General features: G+C 43.9%; 2 protein-coding genes. Both read right to left on the minus strand.

Features of this window, described 5'->3' with window-relative positions:
- Nucleotides 1-88: 88 nt before the first annotated feature.
- The gene (locus A9239_RS05235; RefSeq protein WP_048119956.1) at nt 89-3,313 is read right to left on the minus strand and encodes a DNA double-strand break repair ATPase Rad50; all 3,225 of its coding nucleotides are present in this window, start codon (nt 3,311-3,313) and stop codon (nt 89-91) included.
- Complete coding sequence (locus tag A9239_RS20765; protein ID WP_052712669.1) at nt 3,310-5,637, minus strand: exonuclease SbcCD subunit D; 2,328 nt, start codon at nt 5,635-5,637, stop codon at nt 3,310-3,312. Before A9239_RS20765 ends, A9239_RS05235 begins: the two co-directional genes overlap by 4 nt.
- Nucleotides 5,638-5,908 lie beyond the last annotated feature (271 nt).

The following is a 5,908-nucleotide window of genomic DNA, read 5'->3' on the forward strand; positions in this document are numbered from 1 at the left end:
CTTTTGACCCTGGTCTGGTATATTTATGAATCCTGTCTGACATACTTGCTAACTGCGCGACAGGCCTGCTGAAAAGGAAATAGTCAACTTAAAGTTTTACAATAGACGACATATTGGTAATAGGGTCTTTTTCTACCTGGAAGACATGGTCTGCCGAATCTATAAGTGATTCATCATGGGAGACCACAATAATCTGGCCTACGCCTATGCCGCGCATCATGTCTATGAGTTTCAAAAGCTGGTTTATATGCCCGCGGTCCAGGAAAACTGTAGGCTCGTCAAGGATCATGGGGGGAAGCCCGTCTGCCCTATCTCCGCCAAAACCCAGAGCAAGAAGCCTGTAGATCGCACAGCGCAGGACAAGGTTAAAGATTGCACGTTCTCCTCCGCTAAGGAGTTTTGGTTCAAGGGGGGTGCCGTCTTTTCTATAAACCGTGAGGTTATATTCCGGGTCGAGTTCGATATGTGAATAAGCATTATTTGTGTACATGAAGTTGAACATTTCATTCAAAAGGATCGAAAGAGCCCCAATGTTTTTTGTCCGCATATCCGCCCGAACGTGCATATACATGCTCTCAAGCTCTTCGGCGTTGCTATATACGGCTTCGAGGTACTGCTTCCTGTTCTCAAGGGCTTTTAGTTCTTCTTTCAGCTCATTACGGCGTTTTAAACTATTTTCAACCATCCCCACTTCTTTTAAGAGCGCATCTTTGGTAGACGTTATTTGCCGGGTTTTTTCAGTAAGGTTTGCCTGATATTCTTCAAGCTGGGTACGCTTTGACTGAAGGTCTTCGAACCTGCTTCCTTGTAGCTTTCCTTCAAGCTGTTTTACCCGCTCGTTTCTTTCAAGGATTTCCCGGTCAAAAAAGCCGACTTTTTCGGCAAGGTTCCTGATTGAAGCCTCAAGCTCGGAGATTTTGTGCTTTACGTTATCCATCTGTATCAGGTTTGCTCCGAGTTTTTTTGTCTTCAAGAGACGCTTTGAACTTTCTTCATGGGTTTCTTTTGCCATGGCTTCTTTTTTCCTCAGGGCTTCAAGCTCAATTTCCAGGGTTTTGAGTTTTTCCTTTTCCTGAGTTTCTCGTTCGGCAAGCCCTTTTATTTTCTCATTGAGCTCTCCAAGTCTCTGCCCGTAATTTTCGATCAGTGCTAGGGAAGTCCTGATTTTCCCGTTCAGGCTCTCTATTTCCGAGGTATTTTCAGCAAGCTTTTTCTCAAAGGCTTTTGCCTCTCGAAGTACTCTTTCACTCTCACCATGAGCTTTTTGAGCTGCCGCCTCCCATCCCTGCAGGGCTTTAATATCGGGAAGAAGCTTGCCCATTTTAGCCTCAAGTTCTTCCTTTTGTTTATTAAGCCCTTCAAGTTTAAGGGAATCTTCCTCGGTTCGGGTTTTGTGGATAGATATCCTTTCTTGCAGGTCTTTTGCTTTATTTTTGAGTCTTTCGGTTTCCAGGTCGTAATCCGAAATTCGCTTCTCCAGCTTTTTGGCATCCTTGAGCCGATTAAGTTTTTTCTCGACTTCGGCTTGCTGGAGCTTTATATCAAGAAGTTCTGCTGCAAGTTTTTCTCTCTTCTGTTCGGATTCCCCGGTTGTGCATGCAATTTCAGAGCCTTTAAGATCCTGCCCGCATGTAGGGCATTTTCCTTCGGCAAGTAGCTGCTGGTTTTTACGGATAACTTTATCAAGCTCCCTGACAGTAGCTTCAAGCTCTTTTTCCCGCCCATGCAGCCTGTTTTTGTTTTCCAGCAGAAGTTCGCTGAGGTACTCCAGGTCTTCGAGCTGCTCTCCGGTAAAGCCAAGTCCTTTTAACCCTGCAGAAGCTTCGGATTTTTGCTCCTTGACTTCCAGAACTGCCTTATCATTTTCCCTGAGATCCTCTTCAAGGATTTCTATCTCGGTTTTACTTTTCCTAACTGCGACCCTGGAGTTTTGAAGTTCCTTATCAAGCGTGAGGAGATTTATGTCTCCTGTTTCTTTTTCTTTGAAAGCAAGTGCAAGTTTTGTTGAGGCTTCGTTTTTCCGTTCGCGCAGAAGGCTTTCTTTTTCTTCCAGCTCATTTATAAACAAAGGAAGCTCATAAGAGTCCGTGAAGCCTGTAGTTTCTTTTGCAGCTTCTTTTAGCTTTTTACTCTCATCTTCGATTCTCAGTATATTTTTTCTGTTTTCTTCAATTGCCCCGTTTGTAGTCCCAATATCTGCCCTGCACTGCCTTAAAATCTGTTCGGTCTCAGCCTTTTCGTTTTCAAGGTCATGTAGAGCCTGAGTGTGAACTTCTTCCTCTCTGAGGAGAAGAGCAAGCTCTTTTGAGATCGCATTTACCTTTTCCCTAGCAAGAAACTCCTCTTTTTCCTGCTGCATGCTCAGAGCCTCAATCTCAAGGTTCCCAAACCCACATTCTTCTCGAATAAGCTTATTCTCTTCTCCCAGTCCGAGCAGTGCCTGCCTTTGTTCATGGGATTCTCTGGCGAAGTTTTCTTTTTCCCGGATACAGCCTGCCTTGTCTTCCTGAGACTTAGCCAGGACCTGTTTCAGAGTCTGGATTTCCTGGAGATGTTCCCTGTGCTCTGTGATCATAAGGTCGAGTTTTTCTTTCTGGGCGGCTGCAGCCTCTTTATTCTCATTACATTTTTTTAAGATAGTATCGTTTTCCTTTATCTTCTGCTTGAGCCCATTCAAAACAGCATGCGGTTCTGTACTTTCAATCCCCTCAATTTCGGCTTTTACGCTCGAAAGGCTTTTACTCGTGTCCCTTTGAAGCCTTCTTACAGCAGTTTTTGCGCTTCCTGCTCTTTCCCTGTATTCTTCGAGCTTTCCAAGCTGCAACAAGCCGTCGATCATTCGCTGCCTGTCTTTTGGTTTCGCGTTAATGAGTACATCAATTTCGCCCTGCCTGATGTAAGCGCAGTTTCTGTACGCTTCTTCATCCATATTTAGAAGAGAACAGACCTCTTCGTAAGTCCGTGTAGCCTGATCGACAATACTTTCCCCATTGGCATAGAGCACACATTTCGAATTCGAAGCGCTCTCACTTTTAGAAGAATACCTGAAAGCCTGTTCTATAAGATAATCCTGTCCTAAATGCTCAAAACCCAGGTTTATTTTCGCATTTTCAGCTCCTTTGAAGATTACATCTGCAAGCACGAAGTCCTTTGAAAGAATTTTGCTCCCGAAAAGCCCCATAAAACATGCTTCAAGCAGGCTTGACTTCCCGCTTCCGTTCACCCCGGAAATGACTGTAACTCCGTCTTCAAATGTAAAATCCAGTTTTTTATAACTCCGGATGTTTTCAATATGCAAGTTTTTGAGCTTCACAGGTAATCACCAAGGTTATACTGTCGAGGTACAGCAGTCTTTTTCCTTCCTTTTTTTGCCCCTGCTTTCCCCGTTTTTTCGTTTAGCTCCGTAGCCCTTGTAGGTTCCTCTTCAGGCAGCTTTTCAGTTTTGTCTGTTTTTTCCTTTACAGGTTTGCCTTTTACTCCGGGCTCAGATTGCTTTCTACTCTTCTTCTCAGGTTTACTTTCAGGTTCAGTAGGTTTACTTTCAGGTTTACTTTCGTCTTGACTTTCAGGTTTAACTTCAGGTTTACTTTTAAGTTCGCTTTCAGTTTTACTTTCAGTTTTACTTTCAGGTTTTACTTCAGGTTTACTTTTGGCTCGGCTTTTAGGTTTAATTTCAGATTTACTTTCGGCTTGAATTTCAGGTTTAACTTCAGGTTCGTTATCTTTATCTTTTCCGAACTCGGTTTCAATTCCTGGAGTTTTTACTGGAGTCCTGGAAGTTTCCTGCTGGATATTCGATTCAGAAGGCGCTACAGGCTTATTGTTCAACTCTGTTGATCTCGAATCAGGCAGCTTCAAAAGCCCCGAATCAGACGAACACTGCGAGTTTGATGCTGGTGCCAATGGTGCCAATTCGGAAATATCCTGATTCATGGCTGAAATCTCAATACTCTTTGAGGGTTCAGTGTCCTTTGAGGTCTCAGTACTCTTTGAGGTCTCAGTACTCTTTGAGGTCTCAGTACTTTTTTTAGTACCTTTTTTTTCAGTATTCTTGATTCGGTCTGAAGTCCGCAGAACTCCTGAAAGTTCAGTAATTTCAAGCTTGCCGGAAACTATACCCTCCTGCATGTTTTTCCCGGCGAGTCCAGCCTCCCCTACAGCATCAGGGTTTATTTCTTCAAATTCCAGAAGTCCGGGAGTGGTGGCAGAACTTGCAGCATTGGCAGTGTAGGCAGAACCATCGGGACTAGCCGAATTGGCGGGAATCTCTATCCTGAATTCAGGGTTTTTGAAGTCCATAGCTTTAGCTTCAATAAGTTTCGAAAGACGGTCCTCGGTTTCTTCATCTACCCTTGACTTTGAGACATTAGGGCTCCGGACAATTTCATCAATAATCAACCCGCCGTCGTTTAAACTCATTTTCCGGATCTCGCTTGCAACGGCATGGTCAGGATCAGAAAAGGTTACCTTTAAGCCTTCCTCCGGGAAGGACTCCTTTGCTCTCCGGTCTACAAAGTTTGACACGAGAGCCCCTTTATTAAGCAGGTATTCCTCAAGTTCGCTCTGTGACAGGACTGCTCCCGAATCCCCTGAAATTTCCAGAAATACCACGGATTCAGGGATATCTTCCAGATATTCGTCGACTTTAGAAAATATCTGTTCATAGGGTTTGTCCTCTCCTTTCAACTCTACTCGAATGGAAAGGAATTTACGGGTTGGAATCGTGCGTTTGCTAATTTCAAGTCCTTTTTCGGAAAGCGTAATAATATTGTAGGAACGGGCTTCCTTTTCGGACAGACTGTTTCGTTCCGTACTGCCAGGGTAAGTAATCCAGGTCTCACCGGTTTTATTTTTGATTATTGAGTGTTCATGGTAGTCGCCAAGAAGAATTGCGTCAACCTTGAAAGGAAGGTTTTCAAGCACCTCATCGCAGTCCCATTCCGCATATGGAAAAGGATTCATAATCTGGTGCATTACAAGCAGTTTCCAGCCGTTTACCACAGGGCAGGAAGGGATCGAAGAGATGGAAGGATTAGAAGGGCTGGATAAGGTAGAAGAGGCAGAAGAAGTAGAAGAGATAGAAGGAGTAGATGGGTTGGGGGGAGTTGAAGAAGTTGAAGACGTGGGCGAAATGGACGAAGTGCAAGGAGTTGGAGAAGTGGAATCATTGGAAGAAGTAGAAGAGTCGGAAACGGCAGGAGAGTCCGGCGTCTCAAATCCTGAATAGTCGAATATAGGAATTTTTGATTTCGGGACACTGTCTATCCCGTAGATGGCTGCATTACCTACCATAAGCGGTTTTTTTCCGAGCCTTGCCGCAAGTCCCATCTCCTCAAAAAGGTCGAGCCACTGGGTATTCTGCTTGCTTTCATGGTTCCCGACAATTCCTAAAAACGGTATGTCAGCCGCCTTCAGTCTGGACAGGAGATTTATTGTATCAAGGAGGTCTTCAAGGGTCGGGTTCCTTGAATCAAAAAGGTCTCCCGCATGCACTACGGCATCTACCTGCATCTCAACCGCATCATTTACAACAAGTTCGAAAGCTGCAAAAAAATCGTTTCTCCGGACCTCGCTGTGATATTGCCTGTATCCCAGATGCGTGTCTGCAGTGTGGAGTATCCTAATTTCCCTGGCCATGGTTTTATCAGTCTCTAATTTTTACCCTATAAGGGTTTCTATATTAGTAATTAACTACTTTTTACAGAAAATAAACTTCACCCAGTTGAGGGAGTTAGCATCTTTCACGCTGGAATGCTGACTAATTGACATAAGTCTGACATATAAATCAAGGAGAAAGTTTTGATGGGCAAAAATTAAGATCTTGATCCTGGCTCAGAGAAGACTGAATAATGCTTTCAGGTCATTTTTACCTCATACAGTTGCTTGGCTAGAGTTACTAATTATTTAC

This window comes from Methanosarcina sp. A14, from assembly GCF_001729375.1.
Lineage (GTDB): Archaea > Halobacteriota > Methanosarcinia > Methanosarcinales > Methanosarcinaceae > Methanosarcina > Methanosarcina barkeri.